The organism is Streptomyces sp. NPDC006687, from assembly GCF_040636215.1.
Classification (GTDB): Bacteria; Actinomycetota; Actinomycetes; order Streptomycetales; family Streptomycetaceae; genus Streptomyces.
In genome coordinates this window covers 85,680-101,560 of record NZ_JBEYJJ010000014.1, presented here as the reverse complement: position 1 = coordinate 101,560, position 15,881 = coordinate 85,680, and the positions used below count along the sequence as shown (strand labels likewise).

The window sequence follows — 15,881 nt, the reverse complement described above, 5'->3', positions numbered from 1 at the left end:
AACCCCTCCCACAGATCGCCTGAGCAGCCAACCATGATCCAGATCCCCTCCGACCTGAACCCGGGCCTCGTCCCCCTCGCCTTCCTCCTCGGTACCTGGGAAGGTGCCGGCGTGTTCGACTTCCCCGGCGAGGAGAAGTGCAACTTCGGCCAGGAAGTCGTCTTCAGCCACGACGGCCGGGACTTCCTGGAGTACACCTCCCGCTCCTGGGTGCTCGACGCCGAGGGCAACAAGGTGCGCCCGCTGGAGTCCGAGTCGGGCTACTGGCGCATCGACAAGGACCGCAAGGTCGAGATCGTCATGGTCCGCGACCAGGGTGTGGTCGAGGTCTGGTACGGCGAGCTCGCCGACCAGAAGCCGCAGATCGACCTCGTCACCGACGCCGTTGCCCGCACCGCCGCCTCCGGCCCGTACAGCGGCGGCAAGCGCCTCTACGGGTACGTGAAGAGCGACCTGATGTGGGTCGGCGAGAAGGCGACCCCCGAGGTCGAGCTGCGCCCGTACATGTCGGCCCAGCTGAAGAAGGTCGTCACCCCGGAGGAGATCGCCGACATGGCGCGCAACCTCCCCGAGCTCCCGGAAGACGGCATCGCCTTCTTCCACTGAGCCGGACGCGTACGCGAGAACGCATGCGTAAGAAGGGGACCGCGGCAGGGCCGCGGTCCCCTTCGCGCCCGTACACTGGCCGGGTGGTGACCACCGACTGGAAGAGCGACCTGCGGCAGCGCGGATACCGGCTGACACCGCAGCGCCAGCTCGTGCTGGAAGCGGTCGACGCCCTGGAGCACGCCACGCCCGACGAGATCCTCGTCGAGGTGCGCAGGACCGCCTCCGGCGTGAACATCTCCACCGTGTACCGCACGCTGGAGCTCCTGGAGGAGCTCGGCCTGGTCTCGCACGCCCACCTCGGGCACGGGGCCCCCACCTACCACCTCGCCGACCGGCACCACCACATCCACCTCGTCTGCCGCGACTGCACCGAGGTGATCGAGGCCGACCTCGACATCGCCGCCGACTTCACGGCGAAACTGCGCGCCACCTTCGGCTTCGAGACCGATATGAAGCACTTCGCCATCTTCGGCCTGTGCCGGCAGTGCGCCGCCCGGCGCCGCGACGAGCCCACCGCCGGCTCCGAGGCCGGCCAGGGCGACGCGTAGCGCCCCCGGTGCGCCCTGGGACCCCGCGCCCGGGGTCGTAGGCTTGGGGGCATGACCAGCAGCCCCTTGCTCCATCTTCCCGGCGCCGTAGCGGCCGAAGGCCGTGACGAGGGCGTCGCCGCCCACTACGGAGAGCTCTACGGCGAACAGCGCGCCCTCGCCGACGGCCGGGGCTTCGTCGACCTCTCGCACCGCGGGGTCGTCACCGTCACCGGCCAGGACCGGCTCAGCTGGCTGCACCTGCTGATCACCCAGCACGTCACGGAACTCCCGCCCGGGCAGGCCACCGAGGCGCTGATCCTCTCCGCCAACGGGCACATCGAGCACCAGATGTACCTCGTGGACGACGGCGAGACCACCTGGGCCCATGTCGAGCCCGGCACCCAGGAGGCGCTGATCGGCTACCTGGAGTCGATGAAGTTCTTCTACCGCGTCGAAGTCGCCGACAGCACCGCCGACTTCGCGGTCGTCCACCTGCCTGCCGGCTCCATCGCCGAGGTCCCCAAGGAGCACGTGGTCCGCGAGACCCCGTACGGCCGCGACGTGTTCCTGCCGCGCGCGGAACTGGAGGCGTTCGCCGCCGCCCACGGCCCCGCCGCCGGACTCCTGGCGTACGAGGCCCTGCGCGTCGAGGCGCACCGGCCGCGGCTGGGCCTGGAGACCGACCACCGCACCATCCCGCACGAGATCGGCCTCATCGGCACCGCCGTGCACCTCCAGAAGGGCTGCTACCGCGGCCAGGAGACCGTCGCCCGCGTCCACAACCTGGGGAAGCCCCCGCGCCGGCTGGTCTTCCTGCACCTCGACGGCTCCGAGGTGCTGCTCCCCGCGCACGGGACGCCCGTACGGCTCGCCGCCGACGGGGAGGAGGGCCGTCAGCTCGGTTTCATCACCACCGCCGTACGCCACCACGAGCTCGGGCCGATCGCGCTCGCGCTGGTCAAGCGGAACGTTCCGCTGGACGCCCCGCTGCTGGCCGGGACCACCCCGGCCGCGCAGGAGGTCGTCGTGGCCCCGTAGCCGTGCCGCTCCTTCACGGCTACACGTCGATGACGAGGGTGAACGGGCCGTGGTTCGTCAGCGAGACCCGCATGTCCGCGCCGAACCGGCCCGTCGCCACCGTCGCGCCCAGCGCCCGCAGCTGCGCCACGACCTCGTCCACCAGCGGCTCGGCCACCGGCCCGGGCGCGGCCGCGTTCCAGGTGGGGCGGCGGCCCTTGCGGGCGTCCCCGTAGAGCGTGAACTGGGAGATCACCAGCAGCGGGGCGTCCACGTCGCTGCAGGACTTCTCCGCCTCCAGGATCCGCACCGACCACAGCTTGCGCGCCAGCACGGCGGCCTTCTCCGGCGTGTCGTCATGGGTCACCCCCACCAGCACGCACAGTCCCTCGCCGACGATCTCGCCGACCGTCTCGCCGGCCACGACGACGCTCGCGCCGTCCACCCTCTGCACCACTGCTCGCATACCACCTGTGTACCAGGCGTGCACCCGTCCGGGGCCGATCGGGTGGCGTGGGACTGCGTCCGCACCACGGACAGTGGCACCATGCCTGGAGGCGGTGCCTCCCGCACCGGTCGAGGGACGGACACGAAACGATGAACACCTCTGGTACCTCCGCACCTGCACCCGCGCCCGCGTCACCCGCGTCGTCCGGCGGCGGGTCCGTGCCCCCTGTACGGCCGCCCGCGCAGCGCACCGGCGTCGAGGGGCTGACCACCCCCGCCGCGCTGGGCCTGCACGAGCTGCGTGCCCTGCGCCGCGACGCGCAGCGCGACGAGGCCGACCTCAGCTACGTCCGCAGACTCCTCCAGGGCCGGATCGACATCCTGCGCGCCGAGCTCGCCCGCCGGACGGACCCCGAGGCGCCGGTGGTGGACCGGCTGTCGGAGATCCTTGCCGACGCCCCCTCCAGCCGCAGCGCCTCCGCCCGGCACGTCACCCTGCGCACCCCGCACAACGAGGAGTTCCGGCTGCTCGCCGCGGAGATGCTGTCGGACGTGGAGCTGTCGGACCTCCAGGCGCGCACGGACGCCGAGCTGCACGAGGCGATGGCCCGGCTGACCCGCTACGAGCAGCAGGTCTCGCGGCGCCGCCAGCAGCTCCAGCGGACGGCGGACGACTCCAGCGCGGAGATCACCCGGCGCTACCGGGAGGGCGAGGCCCAGGTGGACGACCTGCTGGCGTGAGGGTGTGACGGCGTGACGGGCGCCGGAAATTCGGGCGACTCGGCCGGGCGGTGCCGTTAGCGTGACCGGATATGAGTGCTGACATCCGGCCGATCGCCGCATCCGAACGTGCCGACTGGATACAGGCCCAGAACACGGGCTTCCTCCAGGCGGCCCGCGTATGCGAGTCCGACGTGGCCATGCGGAGCAAGTTCTGGGACCTCGCCCGCACCCAGGGGGCCTTCGACCCCGTCACCGGCCGCTGCGTGGCCACCTTCCGCTCCTTCTCCCAGCGGCTGACCGTGCCGGGCGGGGCGTCCGTCCCCTCCAGCGCGGTCACCAACGTCAGCGTGACGTCCACGCACCGCCGCCAGGGGCTGCTGACCCGGATGATGACGGCCGAGCTGACGGCCGCCAAGGAGCGCGGCGACGTCGTCTCCACGCTGATCGCCGCCGAGTACCCGATCTACGGCCGGTACGGGTTCGGGCCCGCCACCACCACCGCCGAGTGGGAGATCGACGTCGCCCGCTGCGGCCTCGACCCCCGCCTCTCCGGCCCCGGCGACGGCGGCCGCATCGACCTCGTCGACGCCGCCGAGGCCCGAGAGACCGGCCCGGACCTGCACGAGCGGCTGCGGCCGGCGGTGGCGGGCGCGGTCAGCCGCGACGACCGCTGGTGGAACGTCGCCTGCGGGGTGGAGCAGACCCGGGCGCGCCCCTACAAGGACAGGTTCTTCGCCCTCTACCGGGACGCCGCGGGCGAGCCGGCCGGTCTCGCCGCGTACGTGGTCGACGACCACTGGACGGAGGAGAAGCGTCCGCTGAACACCCTCCAGGTCAAGGATCTGATCGCGGTGACCCCGGAGGCGGAGCGCGCCCTGTGGCGGTTCCTGTGCTCCATGGACTGGGTGCTGAAGGTCCGCACCGGCTACCGCGCCCCTGACGACATCGTCCCCCTGCTGCTGCCCGACCCGCGCGCGGCCCGGCTGGTGACCTCGGCCGACTTCGTGTGGCTGCGGCTGCTCGACGTGGAACGGGCCCTGTCGGCGCGGACGTACGCCGTGCCCGGGGTCCTCGTGCTGGACGTGGCGGATGCGGCAGGTCTCGCGGACGGCCGCTACCGGCTGGACGCGGCGGCCGGCACGTGTACCCGTACCGGGGAACCGGCCGACCTGCGGCTCGACGTGTCCGCGCTCGGCTCCCTCTACCTGGGCGACGAGTCGGCGGTCCGGCTGGCGGCGCTGGGGCGGCTGACCCAGGAGCGGGAGGGGGCGGCGGCACTGGCCGACGCGGTGTTCCGCACGGCCCGGCGGCCGTGGTGCCCGGACGTCTTCTGAACCGTCCGGCCGAGCAGAGGAGAGGGCACATGACATCGATCGTCGAGCAGCTGCGTGCGGCGGGCTGTGTCTTCGCGGAGGAGGAGGCCGAGCTGCTGACCGAGGCCGCCTCCGACGAGGGGCAGCTGGCGGGTCTGGTGGCCCGCCGCGCGGGAGGCGAGCCGCTGGAGCACGTCGTCGGCTGGGCCGGGTTCTGCGGGCTGCGCGTGGAGGTGGGCGCGGGTGCCTTCGTACCGCGCCGGCGCAGCGAGTTCCTCGCGGAGCAGGCGGTGGGGCTGGCCCGGCCGGGGGCGGTGGTGCTGGACCTGTGCTGCGGGGTCGGCGCCCTCGGTGCGGCGGTCGCCTCGCAGGTGCCGGGCGGGGTCGAGCTGCACGCGGCCGACATCGACCCGGCCGCGCTGGCGTACGCCCGGCGCAACGTGGCCCCGTACGGCGGCACGGTCTGGGAGGGCGACCTGTACGCGGCGCTCCCGGCGGGGCTGCGCGGGCGGGTGGACGTCCTGGTGGTCAACGCCCCGTACGTGCCGACCGGGGAGATCGGGCTGATGCCGCCCGAGGCCCGGGTGCACGAGCCGCTGGTCTCCCTCGACGGGGGCGAGGACGGCCTGGACGTGCACCGGCGGGTCGCGGCGCAGGCCGCGCTCTGGCTGGCCCCGGGCGGCCACCTGCTGATCGAGACCAGCGCCCGGCAGGCGCCGCTGACGGCGTCCGCCCTGACGGCGGGCGGTCTCGCGGTGCGGGCGGCCACCTCGGAGGAGCTGCACGCGACCGTGGTGATCGGCCGCGCCCCGGCGGCGTAGGGGGCGCGTCCACGGTCACGAGGCGAGGCGCTCGGCCATTCGTTCGGCGAGGAACGCCTCCCAGGTCCGTTCGCCGGTCATCGCCCCGTCGAGGGAGAGGTTCTCCCCGGCGCGGTAGGCGCGGCCGGCCTTTCCGGGCATCCGGACGGGCATCATCAGGCGGCGCTTGCCGCGCGCCCGCAGGTAGTCGCGGCTGAGGTCGCCGAGGGTGTGGACGGCGGGCCCCGCGAGGTCGGCGACCAGGCCGGCGGGCCGGCCGAGGGCCAGCTCGACGAGGCGGGCGGCGACCTCGCGGGAGTCCACGGGCTGCCAGCGCACCCCGCCGGGGACGGGGACCACGGGCAGCTTGGCCAGCTTCTCGGCGACGGTCAGGGCCAGTTCGTGGAACTGGGCGGCGCGCAGCGTGGTCCACGGCAGCCCGGACCCGGAGACGGCCCGCTCGGCTTCGAGCTTGGCCCTGAACCAGGCCAGGGGCACGGTGTCCGCGCCGATGACGGAGACCAGGACGAGGTGGCGCACCCGGGCGGCCCGCGCGGCGCGCACCAGGTTGCGGGCGGCGACGTCGTCCCCCTTGGGGCCGCCGGCGAGGTGCAGGACCGTTTCGACACCGTCGAGGGCGGCGTCGAGGCCCTCGTCCTTCAGCAGGTCGCCCCGTACGGGGGTGACGCCGTCGGCGGCCGGGCGGGCGGTGCGGCTGAGGACCCGTACGGGGACCCCGGCCTCGCGCAGCAGCGGTACGACGAGGCTGCCGAGGGTTCCGGTGCCGCCGGTGACGAGGAGGGGGCTGGGGGCTCCGGTGGGCGATCCGGTGGTGTCCGTCATCTGGCTCATCTCCGATCGGGGGGACGGAAGGTGACGTCCCTGGCTTGAACCCGCCCGCCCGTGCGGCGGCGTGCGGTCTACTGCCCTGACCCGCGGTGAGGAAGGAATGTGACAGTGGAGGATCTGACGCGGTGCTTCGAGGAGCACCGGGGCCATCTGAGGGCGGTCTCCTACCGGATGCTGGGCTCGCTGAGCGAGGCGGACGACGCCGTCCAGGAGGCGTGGCTGCGGCTGGAGCGCACCGATGTGAGCGGGGTGGAGAACCTCGGCGGATGGCTGACGACCGTCGTCTCCCGGATCTGCCTCAACATGCTGCGCTCGCGCGAGCAGCGGCGCGAGGACCCGGTGGAGCGGCTGGAGACGCGGATCCCGGACCCCCTGATCAGCTCCGAGCGACGGATCGACCCGGAGCAGGAGATCCTGCTGGCCGACTCGGTGGGGCTGGCGCTGATGGTGGTGCTGGAGTCGCTGGCGCCGGCGGAGCGGCTGGCGTTCGTGCTGCACGACATGTTCGCGGTGCCGTTCGAGGAGATCGCCCCGCTGGTGGAGAAGAGCCCGGCGGCGACCCGGCAGCTGGCCAGCCGGGCCCGGCGCAAGGTCCAGGGCCAGGCCCCGGCCCCCGACAAGGACCTCGCGCGCCAGCGGGAGGCGGTGGACGCGTTCTTCGCGGCCGCGCGGGACGGGCAGTTCGAGGCACTGCTGTCGGTGCTCCACCCGGACGTGGTGCTGCGCTCGGACGGCGGAGCCGGCAGCCCGCTCAGCGTGATCCTCACGGGCGCCCGCACGGTGGCGGGCCAGGCGGCCATGTACAGCTCGCTGAACCCGTACGTCCGCCCGGCCCTCGTCCACGGCGCCGCGGGCGTGGTGGTCGTCCGCAAGGACCGCGCGGTGTCGGTCATGGCCTTCACGGTCGTCGAAGACCGCATCGTCGCGATCGACGTCCTCTCGGACCCCTCCCGCCTGCGCACCCTGGACCTCACCCCCCTGACGGCCTGACCTCCGCGGTCGGCAAGGAGCGCTCGCTCAGACCGGCGAGGAGCCCGAGCGAGCACCGTCATCCGGATCCGCCGCCGGCGAGAACCCGCTGGAGCGCCTCCAGCGGGTACGGGGTCTGCCTGTCCTCGTCCTGGATCCTGCCGTAGAAGTCCGTCATCACCGCGGCGAGCGGTGCGTGGCGGGTGAGGACCGCCCTGGCCCCCTGCGGCCCCTCCGGCGGGGCCGCGCCGTCCGCGCACGCGCGGATCAGGGCCTCGCGTTCCTTCCGCTCGTATCCGTACAGCTTCCTGATCAGGCTGTGCACCAGCCAGCTGCGCGTGTAGCAGCGGTCGTAGGTCCTGTGCAGTTCGAAGAAGCTGGTCTCGGACGGTGAGAGATCGAAGCGGGAGGAGAGGGCGAGGCCGAAGTCGGCGAAGTAAAGGCGTCGGCCGTCGGTCAGGATGTTCTGGAAATGGGCGTCGAAGTGCAGGAGCCCGCGCGCGTTCATGAAGGACGTGCCGGCCTCCAACTCGCCCTCCGCGAGGGCGCAGGCCCGGTTGGCGGACTCCTCGCCGGCCTGTAGCCGCTCGGTGAGCCACTCGTCGAGCGTCTGGGGGATGTACTCCAGGAACAGCGCGAGGCTCGCGGAGGACCGCCGAAGGGCCTCGATGCGCCGGCGCACCTCCGGGCCGCCGCCCCAGTAGGCCACGGCCCGTTCCACGTCCGCGAGCTCGCCGGGAAGTGCGGCCGTGCCGGGCAGTACGCGCCAGTGGTACATCATCGGGAACCCCGGATACTGCCCTCCGAGCACCCAGTTCGTCGTCATGGTGTGAACGGCGAGCTCCCGCCAGGCCCCGAAACCAGGCCCGCCCACGCCGTACTGGCAGAAGGCGGGAAGCCCGAACAGGTTGGCCGTGGAGCGGGCGTGCTCCGGCAGTCGCTCCATATCCGTGAGCGGCACCCGCTTCACGAAGACCGGCCTCCCGTCGACCTCCAGCAGCGCGGACCTTCCGCCGATACCGGAGCCGAGGGGAAGGGCGGCGTCGACGAGCTCGCCCAGCCGGCGGTCGCTGTGCAGGGCGAGGGACGTGGAGACGGTGCTGTAGGTGGCTGAGCGTCTGTTTTCCGGCATGTCGTGACCTACCTTTTTTCCGTCCCCGTGCTCGCGTGGCAACCGGCGTCGGCTGCGCGACCATACGGCCGAGTGGGTACTTCTGCAAGCAAGCGCTTGCAATAGTTAGCAGGGTGGGGCAGGATCGGGGCATGGCATCGCTCAACGTCGGGAATCTCGGCGAGTACCTCCGTGAGCAGCGGCGGCAGGCGCAGTTGTCGCTGCGGCAGCTGGCCGATGCGGCGGGGGTGTCGAACCCGTACCTGAGCCAGATCGAGCGCGGGCTGCGCAAGCCGAGCGCGGAGATCCTCCAGCAGCTGGCCAAGGCGCTGCGGATCTCCGCCGAGACCCTGTACGTGCAGGCCGGGATCCTTGACGAGCGGGACCGGGACGAGGTGGAGACGCGCGCCGTCATCCTCTCCGACCCGTCGATCGACGAGCGGCAGAAGCAGGTGCTGCTCCAGATCTACGAAGCGTTCCGCAAGGAGAACGCGGCCGGAGAACCGGCCGCCGACAGCGCGGTGCCCCCGACGAACTGACCGGATCCGGGAGGACCCGCACATGGCCATCGCCGATGACCTGAAGAAGACCCTCACCGACCCCACCCCCCTCTACTTCGCCGCCGGCACCGCCGACCTGGCTCTCCAGCAGGCCAAGAAGGTTCCCGGCCTGATCGAGCAGCTGCGCATCGAGGCCCCGGCGCGTATCGAGGCCGTGCTCGACACCGACCCCAAGGCCGTCCAGGAGAAGGCCAAGGTGGCCCAGGAGGCCGTCACGGCCCGGGTCGTCGAGGTCTTCGGGGCGATCGACCCGAAGAAGCTGGGCGAGACGGCCCAGGACCTGGCGCTGCGCGGGGTCGGGGTGGCCGCCGAGTACGCCGTCCGGGCCAAGGAGACCTACGACAAGGTCGCCGAGCACGGTGAGCAGGCCGTACGGTCCTGGCGCGGCGAGGTCGCCGACGAGATCGTCGACATCGCCGGTGCCGTGGAGCCGGAGCCGGCCGCGGCCCCGGAGCCCGCGCAGGACGTGCCGGCCCAGGCCGGCGCCGGGGCGGAGGAGAGGCCCGCGGCGAAGAAGCCCGCCGTGCGCCGCAACGGGACCAAGAAGACCGCCGACGAGAGCTGAGTGGTCCACGGGCGAACCGGGCACCCGAGGGGTGTCCGGTTCGTTCTCGTTCCGGAAGGCGGCTCGGGCGGTAGCGTGGAGTCGGAAGTGCTGGATGCGAGAAGGCGGTCGAGACGATGCTGATGCAGGGGTTCGATAACGGGGTCCTCCCGTTGCTCGGCTACGCCATGCTGGCGCTCGCCGTCGTGGCCTTCGTCATGGCGCTGGTCGCGCGTGAGGACGCGTACCGGGCCGCCGACAAGCAGACCAAGACCTTCTGGCTGGCCATCCTGGGCGTCACCGTCCTGGTGGACTTCTTCCTCGGGCTGCTGTTCCTGCAGATCGCGGGCCTGGTGGCGACCATCGTGTTCCTCGTCGACGTCCGGCCCGCCCTCCGGCAGGTCTCGGGCGGCGGCAGCCCCCGTCGCGGCGGCAGCAGCAGCGACGGCCCGTACGGCCCGTACAACGGCGGCCGATAGCGCCGTCAGCCCGCGTTGCGGGAGAGCAGGACCAGGGCGACGTCGTCGGTGAGCTCGCCGCCGTTGAGGCGGCGGGCCTCGGTGACGGCGGCCTCCAGGAGGGGTTCCCCGGTCAGGCCATCGTCCAGGTGCCGGTTGATCATGTCGATCATGCCGTCCTGGCCGAGCCGCTCGCGGCCCTCGCCGATCCGGCCCTCGATGAGGCCGTCCGTGTAGAGCATCAGGCTCCAGGTGCCGCCGAGGTCCACCTGGCGGCGGGGCCAGCGGGCGCGGGGGAGCAGTCCGAGCGCCGGGCCGCTGTTCTCGTACGGCAGGAGCCGGGCGGGGCGGCCGGGGCGCGTGACCAGCGGGGCCGGATGGCCGGCCAGGCACAGGCCGGCGCGGCGGCCGTCGGGGGAGATGTCCACCGTGCACAGGGTGGCGAAGACCTCCTCGCAGGGCCGCTCCACCTCCAGGACCTCCTGGAGGGTGGCGAGCAGCTCGTCCCCGCACAGCCCGGCCAGGGTCAGGGCGCGCCAGGCGATCCGCAGCTCGACGCCGAGGGCGGCCTCGTCGGGGCCGTGGCCGCAGACGTCGCCGATCATCGCGTGGACGGTGCCGTCGGGGGTGCGGACGGTGTCGTAGAAGTCGCCGCCGAGGAGGGCCCGGCTGCGGCCCGGGCGGTAGCGGGCGGCGAAGCGGAGGTCGGAGCCGTCGAGGAGGGGGGTGGGGAGCAGTCCGCGTTCCAGGCGGGCGTTCTCCTGGGCGCGCAGTTTCGATTCTGCGAGCTTGTACTGGGCGATGTCCGCCCGCTTTCTCTCCACGGCGTAGCGGATCGCGCGGCTGAGGAGCCGGCCGTCGAGCTCGTCGCGGAAGAGGAAGTCCTGGGCGCCGACGCGGACGGCCTCGGCGGCGCGTTCGGCGTCGGCCTCGGCGGTGAGTACGAGTACGGCGTGGCGCGGCGCGATGCGCAGGACCTCGCGCAGGGCGCCGAAGCCGTCCTCGTCGGGGCCGGGCAGGGCCAGGTCCAGCAGGACGCAGTGCACGTCGGGGGTGAGCAGCCGGGTGGCCTCGGTGAGGTTGCGGGCGGTGCGGAGCCGGATGCGCTGGCCGTCGCCGTCGAGGATCTCGGGGACGGTGAGACCGCCGGCGGGGTCGTCTTCGACGACCAGCAGGGTCAGCGGGGCCGCCTGGGGGGCGGGGCCGCCGTTCTCCGTGGCGGAGGTCTCCCTCTGCCGCGGTACAGATACGGGCATCGTCTCCGGTTCCTTGCCTCCCCCCGGAAGTGCGCTCATGCCGGGACCCTAGCGGGCGGGTGCGGGGTGCGGAATGCCGGAGCGGAGGGGGCCCGGCGTCAAATCCCCCTATCCCGGCGGAAACCCGCCCACCCCGAATGACCAACGTCACGGCCTGATGGAGACCCAGGTCACAGGCCGACGGCCTGACCGACCCCTGCCGCGGCGGCTGCGGGCGCGGGTTGGAGCCGCACCGGGCCGCGGGGGGCCGCGGTCCGGCTGGTCCCGCGCACGAGCCGTTCCCGATACAGACGCGGCGGCTGCGGCCGCGCGGGGACCCGTGCCCGGAGCGGCGTGGCGGGTGCGGCCGTGTGGGGGACCCGTGCCCGGGCGCGGGGGCTGCGGTCCCGCCCCGGGAGCCGGGCCCCGCCCCGAGAGCCGGGCCCCGCCCGGGGCTACGCGTCCGGGCGGACGACCGCCTTGATCGGCATCGAGCCCGCGCCCGTCAGCGTGACGGTGCGGCCCGGGCGCGGGGCGTGGACGATGGCGCCGTCGCCGACGTACATCCCGACGTGGCTCGCGTCGTCGAAGTAGATGATCAGGTCGCCCGGCCGCATGTCCTTGAGCGGGACCTTGGGCAGCAGCCGCAGCTGCTCCTGCGAGGTGCGCGGGATCGGGCGGCCCGCCGCCAGCCACGCCTGCGAGGTCAGGCCGGAGCAGTCGTAGGCGCCGGGGCCCTCCGCCCCCCACACGTACGGCTTGCCCATCTGGGCGGTGGCGAACTGCACCGCCTTCTTCCCGGCCTCCGAGGCCAGCCCCTTGACGTCCCGCATCGCGCCCGACGACAGCCACGCCGTCTGCGCCTGGTACTGGGCGTCCTGCTCCAGCTGGATCAGCCGGGCCTTCTCCTCGGCCGCCAGCCGGTTCTCCAGGGCCTCCGCCGCCTTGATCTTGTCCTCGATCTCCTTCTTGGCGGCTTCCTTCTTGACCCGGTTGTCCTCTATCTTCTGCCAGACGGCGCCCGCGTCCCTCGCGTACTTCTCCAAGTCCGCCTGGGTGCGGTTCAGTTCGCCCAGCAGGTCCGTGGTGGCCTTCTCGCCCTGCCGCAACCGGCCCGCCCCGTCGAGGAAGTCGGAGGGGCTGTTGCTCAACGCGAGGCGGGCGCCCGGCGGCAGGCCGCCCGAGCGGTACTGGGCGCGGGCCGCCGCGCCCGCGCGGTCCTTGAGGGTGGAGATCCGGTCCTGGCCGGCCACCACCAGCTTGGCGATCTCGACGATCCGCTCGGACTGCGCCTTGGTCTCGCTCTGCGCGAGGTTGTAGGCGTCCGTCGCGCTGCCGGCCTGGCGGTAGAGGTCGTCTATCTCCTTGCGGACCTGCTCCAGCGACTTGCCACCGCCCGGCTCCGGCGCGGCCGGTGCGGCCGGTGCCGCGTACGCCGTGCCCGTCACCAGGCCGGGGGCCGCCACCATCGCCATCGCGCACAGCAGTGTCAGGGCGGACGCCGCCCCCCGGCGCGACGACGCTCGCTTCACGCTCCCCATGGCTCCCCCAGGCGCCCCGCGTCAGACCCGGTATCGGGCGTCACCCGACATCACATCTGACTATTCATCAGTAACTTGGCACTGTCTCCGGGATGGTGCCACGAACGGGCGGATTCCAACACCCTCCGGATTCCGCTCCGATCATGACCCGCCACGCACCGTCCACCCCAGACGGCTCAACGGGCCGTCCCCACCCCCGGTTCCCCGTCGCGCGAGGTTCACCCCGCCGGGCGCAACGCCTCCCAGCGCACCGTCAGTTCCCCCTGCCTCCACCGCACCGGCCCGTCCGCCAGCGGCCACTCCCCGGCCAGCGCCCGCGCCGTCCGGATCCAGCGCTGCCGCGCCCCGTACGAGGCGTACGGCGCGGCCGCCGCCCACGCCCGGTCGAAGTCCCGCAGGAACGCGTGCACCGGCTCCCCCGGCACGTTCCGGTGGATCAGCGCCTTCGGCAGCCGCTCCGCCAGGTCCGAGGGCCGCTCCAGCGAACCCAGCCGCGTCGCGAAGGTCACCGTCCGCGGCCCCTCCGGCCCCAGCGCCACCCACACGTGCCGCCGGCCGATCTCGTCGCAGGTCCCCTCCACCAGCAGCCCCTCCGGGGCCAGCCGCCCGCACAGCCGCCCCCAGACCTCCTCGACCTGCTCCTCGTCGTACTGCCGCAGCACGTTCGCCGCCCGGATCAGCGCCGGCCGCTCCCCGCCGTCCAGCGGCACCTCGAACCCTCCGTGCCGGAAGCTCAGCCCCTCCCGCTCGTACGGCTTCGCCCCCGCCACCCGGGCCGGCTCGATCTCGATCCCGACCACCCGTACCCCGGGCGCCGCCTCCCGCAGCCGGGCCAGCAGCTCCACCGCCGTCCACGGCGCCGCCCCGTACCCCAGGTCCACCGCCACCGGCGCCTGCGCCCGGCGCAGCGCCGCCCCGTGCACGGCGGCGATCCAGCGGTCCATGCGCCGCAGCCGGTTCGGGTTCGTCGTCCCGCGCGTCACGGTGCCCACGGGGCGCTTCGGGGCGGGCGGAGTGCTGCGGGAGACCATGCGCCGAGCGTAAGCGGAGCGCCCGCCCGGCAGGAAAAGGCGGCCCGCGGACCAGGAAGTGGCGGCCGCCGCACCAGGAAGTGGCGGCCGGCGCACCAGGAAGTTCCGAGGAAGTTGCCGCCCCCCGGAATGCGCGGGACGCCCATCCGGGTTGCACTCCTTGCAGGGCGCCGCGTGCGCTCCCGCAGCCATGCCGTCCGGCGTGCCGCCCCACCGGCACCCCCGAGCCCGCCGCCCCGCGCGATCCGAGCGAGAGGAACTGCTCCCTTGAGCCAGTACGTGTCCCGCCTCGGCGGCAGCATCAGCGGCCGCATCGCCGCCGCCCGCGGCGCCCGCCAGGACGCGCCCCGCCTGCGCCTCCCGGCCGTCGGCCACCACCGCAAGCCCCGCCGCGTGGCCATGCTCAGCGTGCACACCTCACCGCTGCACCAGCCCGGCACCGGCGACGCCGGCGGGATGAACGTCTACATCGTGGAGCTGGCCCGGCGCCTCGCCGCCATCAACATCGAGGTGGAGATCTTCACCCGCGCCACCACCGGCGGCCTGCCCCCGGTCGTCGAGCTCGCCCCCGGCGTCCTCGTCCGCCATGTGGACGCCGGCCCCTACGAGGGCCTCGCCAAGGAGGAGCTGCCCGCCCAGCTGTGCGCCTTCACCCACGGCGTCATGCAGGCATGGGCCGGCCACCGCCCCGGCTACTACGACCTCGTGCACTCCCACTACTGGCTCTCCGGCCACGTCGGCTGGCTCGCCGCCGAACGCTGGGGCGTCCCCCTCGTCCACGCCATGCACACCATGGCCAAGGTCAAGAACGCCGCGCTCGCCGAGGGCGACACCCCCGAGCCGGCCGCCCGCGTCATCGGCGAGACCCAGATCGTCGCCGCCGCCGACCGGCTGATCGCCAACACCGCCGAAGAGGCCGACGAACTCGTACGCCACTACGAGGCCGACCCCGGCAAGGTGGCCGTCGTCCACCCCGGCGTGAACCTCGACCGCTTCACCGTCGGCGACGGCCGCGCCGCCGCCCGCGCCCGGCTCGGCCTGCCGCAGGACGCCGTCATCCCGCTCTTCGCCGGCCGGATCCAGCCCCTCAAGGCCCCCGACATCCTGCTGCGCGCCGTCGCCGAGCTCGTCGACCGCGACCCCGCCCTGCGCGGCCGCCTCTTCGTCCCCGTCGTCGGCGGGCCCAGCGGCAGCGGCCTCGCCAAGCCCGAGGGGCTGCAGAAACTCGCCGCGAAGCTCGGCATCACCGACCTCGTCCACTTCCACCCGCCGGTGGCCCAGGACCAGCTCGCCGACTGGTTCCGGGCGGCGTCGGTGCTGGTCATGCCCTCGTACAACGAGTCCTTCGGGCTGGTCGCCATCGAGGCCCAGGCCGCGGGCAGCCCCGTCCTGGCGGCCGCCGTCGGGGGGCTGCCCGTCGCCGTGAACGACGGGGTCACCGGGATCCTCGTCCCCGGCCACGACCCCGTCGACTACGCCCGCGCCCTGCGCCGCTTCGTCGACGAACCGGACCTGACGAGCCGCATGGGCGCCGCCGCCGCACGGCACGCGCAGCACTTCGGCTGGGACACCGCCGCCAGCGGCACCGCCGACGTGTACACCGCGGCCATGCATGATCACCGCCGTCGCGTACGCTCCCACCATGGCTGACACCGCGGCGATCATCGAGTCCACGCTGGCCGGCGCCGGGCTGGGCTGGGAGAGCCCCCAGCCCGGTACGTACGTCGTCCAGCTCCCCGGTACCCGCAAGCTGAGCACCACCTGCTCCCTGCGGATCGGCCGGCACTCGCTGTCGGTCAACGCCTTCGTGATCCGCCACCCGGACGAGAACGAGGCGGGCGTCCACCGCTGGCTGCTGGAACGCAACCTCAAGCTGTACGGCATGGCGTACGCGGTCGACCCGCTCGGCGACGTCTACCTCACGGCGCGGCTCCCCCTGTCCGTCGTCACCCCGGACGACCTGGACCGCCTCCTCGGCACGGTCCTGGAGGCGGCGGACGGCGCGTTCAACACCCTGCTGGAACTCGGCTTCGCGAGCGCGATCCGCCGCGAGTACGAATGGCGCACGTCCCGCGGCGAATCCACCCACAACCTCGACGCCTTCAGACACCTGACGCAGCCCAGCTGACGGGCCGACGCGGCCG

General features: G+C 73.5%; 18 protein-coding genes. 12 read left to right on the top strand and 6 right to left on the bottom strand.

From position 1 onward, the window contains the following. The first annotated feature begins 33 nt into the window (after nucleotides 1-33). From ABZ716_RS18935 to ABZ716_RS18925, 3 genes are all read left to right on the top strand, one after another. Entirely contained in the window at nucleotides 34-606 is a 573-nt protein-coding gene (locus ABZ716_RS18935) for an FABP family protein (protein WP_358960168.1), read from the top strand. An 83-nt stretch (nucleotides 607-689) separates the two neighbouring features. After that, nucleotides 690-1,157 (top strand): transcriptional repressor, encoded by a 468-nt coding sequence (locus ABZ716_RS18930; RefSeq protein ID WP_358813076.1) that lies wholly within the window; start codon nucleotides 690-692, stop codon nucleotides 1,155-1,157. Nucleotides 1,158-1,208: 51 nt separating this feature from the next. Then, the gene (locus tag ABZ716_RS18925) at nucleotides 1,209-2,177 is read left to right on the top strand and encodes a folate-binding protein (RefSeq protein ID WP_358813077.1); all 969 of its coding nucleotides are present in this window, start codon (nucleotides 1,209-1,211) and stop codon (nucleotides 2,175-2,177) included. 19 nt (nucleotides 2,178-2,196) lie between these two features. Here ABZ716_RS18925 and dtd read toward each other — a convergent pair whose 3' ends face one another. Next, nucleotides 2,197-2,622: a D-aminoacyl-tRNA deacylase gene (dtd, locus tag ABZ716_RS18920; protein ID WP_042813065.1), complete on the bottom strand. Its 426-nt coding sequence runs from the start codon at nucleotides 2,620-2,622 to the stop codon at nucleotides 2,197-2,199. Nucleotides 2,623-2,753: 131 nt separating this feature from the next. On the opposite strand from dtd, the gene ABZ716_RS18915 reads away from it, so the two are divergent. The 3 genes from ABZ716_RS18915 to ABZ716_RS18905 all read left to right on the top strand — a co-directional run bounded on the left by ABZ716_RS18915 (nucleotide 2,754) and on the right by ABZ716_RS18905 (nucleotide 5,460). Further along, complete coding sequence (locus ABZ716_RS18915) at nucleotides 2,754-3,344, top strand: AmfC protein (protein WP_351889772.1); 591 nt, start codon at nucleotides 2,754-2,756, stop codon at nucleotides 3,342-3,344. Nucleotides 3,345-3,415: 71 nt separating this feature from the next. Then, nucleotides 3,416-4,660: a GNAT family N-acetyltransferase gene (locus ABZ716_RS18910; RefSeq protein WP_358960166.1), complete on the top strand. Its 1,245-nt coding sequence runs from the start codon at nucleotides 3,416-3,418 to the stop codon at nucleotides 4,658-4,660. A gap of 29 nt (nucleotides 4,661-4,689) precedes the next feature. Then, nucleotides 4,690-5,460, top strand: a complete 771-nt coding sequence (locus ABZ716_RS18905; protein WP_358960164.1) for a putative protein N(5)-glutamine methyltransferase — start codon at nucleotides 4,690-4,692, stop codon at nucleotides 5,458-5,460. Between the two features lie 15 nt (nucleotides 5,461-5,475). On the opposite strand, the gene ABZ716_RS18900 is transcribed toward ABZ716_RS18905, so the two are convergent. After that, the gene (locus tag ABZ716_RS18900) at nucleotides 5,476-6,282 is read right to left on the bottom strand and encodes an SDR family oxidoreductase (protein ID WP_358960162.1); all 807 of its coding nucleotides are present in this window, start codon (nucleotides 6,280-6,282) and stop codon (nucleotides 5,476-5,478) included. 114 nt (nucleotides 6,283-6,396) lie between these two features. Between ABZ716_RS18900 and ABZ716_RS18895 the strand changes: the two genes are divergently transcribed. Further along, nucleotides 6,397-7,278, top strand: a complete 882-nt coding sequence (locus ABZ716_RS18895; protein ID WP_358813081.1) for a sigma-70 family RNA polymerase sigma factor — start codon at nucleotides 6,397-6,399, stop codon at nucleotides 7,276-7,278. A 58-nt stretch (nucleotides 7,279-7,336) separates the two neighbouring features. Here ABZ716_RS18895 and ABZ716_RS18890 read toward each other — a convergent pair whose 3' ends face one another. Beyond that, a complete protein-coding gene (locus ABZ716_RS18890; RefSeq protein ID WP_358960160.1) occupies nucleotides 7,337-8,389 on the bottom strand; it encodes a serine/threonine-protein kinase in 1,053 nt (350 codons plus the stop codon). A 131-nt stretch (nucleotides 8,390-8,520) separates the two neighbouring features. Here ABZ716_RS18890 and ABZ716_RS18885 point away from each other — a divergent pair, with 131 nt between their 5' ends. The 3 genes from ABZ716_RS18885 to ABZ716_RS18875 all read left to right on the top strand — a co-directional run bounded on the left by ABZ716_RS18885 (nucleotide 8,521) and on the right by ABZ716_RS18875 (nucleotide 9,951). Next, nucleotides 8,521-8,907, top strand: coding sequence for a helix-turn-helix transcriptional regulator (locus ABZ716_RS18885; protein ID WP_358960158.1), 387 nt, complete (start codon nucleotides 8,521-8,523; stop codon nucleotides 8,905-8,907). A 22-nt stretch (nucleotides 8,908-8,929) separates the two neighbouring features. Then, nucleotides 8,930-9,493, top strand: coding sequence for a hypothetical protein (locus ABZ716_RS18880; RefSeq protein WP_358813082.1), 564 nt, complete (start codon nucleotides 8,930-8,932; stop codon nucleotides 9,491-9,493). A gap of 116 nt (nucleotides 9,494-9,609) precedes the next feature. Continuing rightward, on the top strand, nucleotides 9,610-9,951 hold the full coding sequence (locus ABZ716_RS18875) for a DUF2516 family protein (RefSeq protein WP_358960156.1): 342 nt from the start codon (nucleotides 9,610-9,612) through the stop codon (nucleotides 9,949-9,951). A 5-nt stretch (nucleotides 9,952-9,956) separates the two neighbouring features. On the opposite strand, the gene ABZ716_RS18870 is transcribed toward ABZ716_RS18875, so the two are convergent. From ABZ716_RS18870 to ABZ716_RS18860, 3 genes are all read right to left on the bottom strand, one after another. Beyond that, nucleotides 9,957-11,225 (bottom strand): fused response regulator/phosphatase, encoded by a 1,269-nt coding sequence (locus ABZ716_RS18870; protein ID WP_351889792.1) that lies wholly within the window; start codon nucleotides 11,223-11,225, stop codon nucleotides 9,957-9,959. Between the two features lie 395 nt (nucleotides 11,226-11,620). Continuing rightward, on the bottom strand, nucleotides 11,621-12,706 hold the full coding sequence (locus ABZ716_RS18865) for a C40 family peptidase (protein WP_358960153.1): 1,086 nt from the start codon (nucleotides 12,704-12,706) through the stop codon (nucleotides 11,621-11,623). A gap of 218 nt (nucleotides 12,707-12,924) precedes the next feature. Further along, nucleotides 12,925-13,737, bottom strand: a complete 813-nt coding sequence (locus ABZ716_RS18860) for a class I SAM-dependent methyltransferase (protein ID WP_355968337.1) — start codon at nucleotides 13,735-13,737, stop codon at nucleotides 12,925-12,927. 300 nt (nucleotides 13,738-14,037) lie between these two features. Here ABZ716_RS18860 and mshA point away from each other — a divergent pair, with 300 nt between their 5' ends. Next, the gene (gene mshA, locus ABZ716_RS18855) at nucleotides 14,038-15,387 is read left to right on the top strand and encodes a D-inositol-3-phosphate glycosyltransferase (protein WP_351889883.1); all 1,350 of its coding nucleotides are present in this window, start codon (nucleotides 14,038-14,040) and stop codon (nucleotides 15,385-15,387) included. Further along, nucleotides 15,380-15,865, top strand: coding sequence for a YbjN domain-containing protein (locus ABZ716_RS18850; RefSeq protein ID WP_351889799.1), 486 nt, complete (start codon nucleotides 15,380-15,382; stop codon nucleotides 15,863-15,865). The genes mshA and ABZ716_RS18850 overlap by 8 nt, the downstream gene beginning before the upstream one ends. Nucleotides 15,866-15,881: the final 16 nt, after the last annotated feature.

What these genes read in the sequence shown, in the direction of transcription:
- ABZ716_RS18935 (WP_358960168.1), top strand. Translation starts at nt 34, where the DNA reads ATGATCCAGATCCCCTCCGACCTGAACCCGGGCCTCGTCCCCCTCGCC.
- ABZ716_RS18925 (WP_358813077.1), top strand. Translation starts at nt 1,209, where the DNA reads ATGACCAGCAGCCCCTTGCTCCATCTTCCCGGCGCCGTAGCGGCCGAA.
- dtd (WP_042813065.1), bottom strand. Translation starts at nt 2,622, where the DNA reads ATGCGAGCAGTGGTGCAGAGGGTGGACGGCGCGAGCGTCGTCGTGGCC.
- ABZ716_RS18915 (WP_351889772.1), top strand. Translation starts at nt 2,754, where the DNA reads ATGAACACCTCTGGTACCTCCGCACCTGCACCCGCGCCCGCGTCACCC.
- ABZ716_RS18910 (WP_358960166.1), top strand. Translation starts at nt 3,416, where the DNA reads ATGAGTGCTGACATCCGGCCGATCGCCGCATCCGAACGTGCCGACTGG.
- ABZ716_RS18905 (WP_358960164.1), top strand. Translation starts at nt 4,690, where the DNA reads ATGACATCGATCGTCGAGCAGCTGCGTGCGGCGGGCTGTGTCTTCGCG.
- ABZ716_RS18900 (WP_358960162.1), bottom strand. Translation starts at nt 6,282, where the DNA reads ATGACGGACACCACCGGATCGCCCACCGGAGCCCCCAGCCCCCTCCTC.
- ABZ716_RS18890 (WP_358960160.1), bottom strand. Translation starts at nt 8,389, where the DNA reads ATGCCGGAAAACAGACGCTCAGCCACCTACAGCACCGTCTCCACGTCC.
- ABZ716_RS18885 (WP_358960158.1), top strand. Translation starts at nt 8,521, where the DNA reads ATGGCATCGCTCAACGTCGGGAATCTCGGCGAGTACCTCCGTGAGCAG.
- ABZ716_RS18880 (WP_358813082.1), top strand. Translation starts at nt 8,930, where the DNA reads ATGGCCATCGCCGATGACCTGAAGAAGACCCTCACCGACCCCACCCCC.
- ABZ716_RS18875 (WP_358960156.1), top strand. Translation starts at nt 9,610, where the DNA reads ATGCTGATGCAGGGGTTCGATAACGGGGTCCTCCCGTTGCTCGGCTAC.
- ABZ716_RS18870 (WP_351889792.1), bottom strand. Translation starts at nt 11,225, where the DNA reads ATGAGCGCACTTCCGGGGGGAGGCAAGGAACCGGAGACGATGCCCGTA.
- ABZ716_RS18865 (WP_358960153.1), bottom strand. Translation starts at nt 12,706, where the DNA reads ATGGGGAGCGTGAAGCGAGCGTCGTCGCGCCGGGGGGCGGCGTCCGCC.
- ABZ716_RS18860 (WP_355968337.1), bottom strand. Translation starts at nt 13,737, where the DNA reads ATGGTCTCCCGCAGCACTCCGCCCGCCCCGAAGCGCCCCGTGGGCACC.
- ABZ716_RS18850 (WP_351889799.1), top strand. Translation starts at nt 15,380, where the DNA reads ATGGCTGACACCGCGGCGATCATCGAGTCCACGCTGGCCGGCGCCGGG.